The organism is Corynebacterium sp. HMSC05D08 (assembly GCF_001807215.1).
GTDB lineage: Bacteria > Actinomycetota > Actinomycetes > Mycobacteriales > Mycobacteriaceae > Corynebacterium > Corynebacterium striatum.
Genome location: NZ_KV788354.1, coordinates 1 through 745 on the forward strand (window position 1 = coordinate 1; position 745 = coordinate 745).

1 protein-coding gene is annotated in these 745 nt (G+C 49.9%); it reads right to left on the reverse strand.

Annotated features, from left to right (window positions below):
* Positions 1–145: 145 nt before the first annotated feature.
* Positions 146–655 (reverse strand): hypothetical protein, encoded by a 510-nt coding sequence (locus tag HMPREF3148_RS10890; protein WP_065420408.1) that lies wholly within the window; start codon positions 653–655, stop codon positions 146–148.
* Positions 656–745: the final 90 nt, after the last annotated feature.

Here is a 745-nt window from a genome sequence, read left to right on the forward strand (position 1 = left end):
ATAGCTAACCCCCGACGTGTCCACTTTCCGGGGTCGGGCCCGACGTAAGGTTTAACCTTCCAAATCAGCCGAGTCTGAAAAAGAGGACGACCGTAGCCCCTCCTTCTTCACTGGCGAGGGGCTACGGTCTTTCGTTTGAAGAGTTCTAGAGGTCTTTCATACCGATTCTCCGATACGCCTCACGGAGGCGTTTTAGACACATTGCAATCACCAACACAAAATGCACCGACGCGGCGACTGCAATTCCGGTCACTACCGGGCCAGACTTTGCGGAATTGAGCCAGCCACCCGCCTCGCAAACGATCAAGAAAACCGAGAGTCCCATACCCCAAACGATTGCCCATAAGGTGTTGAACATGCACTGGTCGACTAAGTCGTAGTCTCTTTGCAAAATTTTGTCAGACTTGCTCAAGTCCACTCGGAGCTGGAACAGAAATACTGCCATTGCGCACAATAAGGCGGAAACGATTGATACTCCCGAAACAGCAGTCCCAACTTCGCCGAGTTTGACGCCCCTACAAAAGCAAACCACCCCGATCACAATGGGTAGCCCAACTTGGGTAAGCCAGTCTTCCAATCGACGTGATTTATCTTTGTTGTCGATAAGGGTTCCGAAGTGGTCTAAAACTATTCCTTTCAGCGAGGATTTTTTCACTTCTATTCCTTAGCGAGAGCACGACTCCATGAGTGTTCCCAATCATTACCTAGTCTTGTGATGTCTATGGAGTTTTTGGTCACGGAGTCT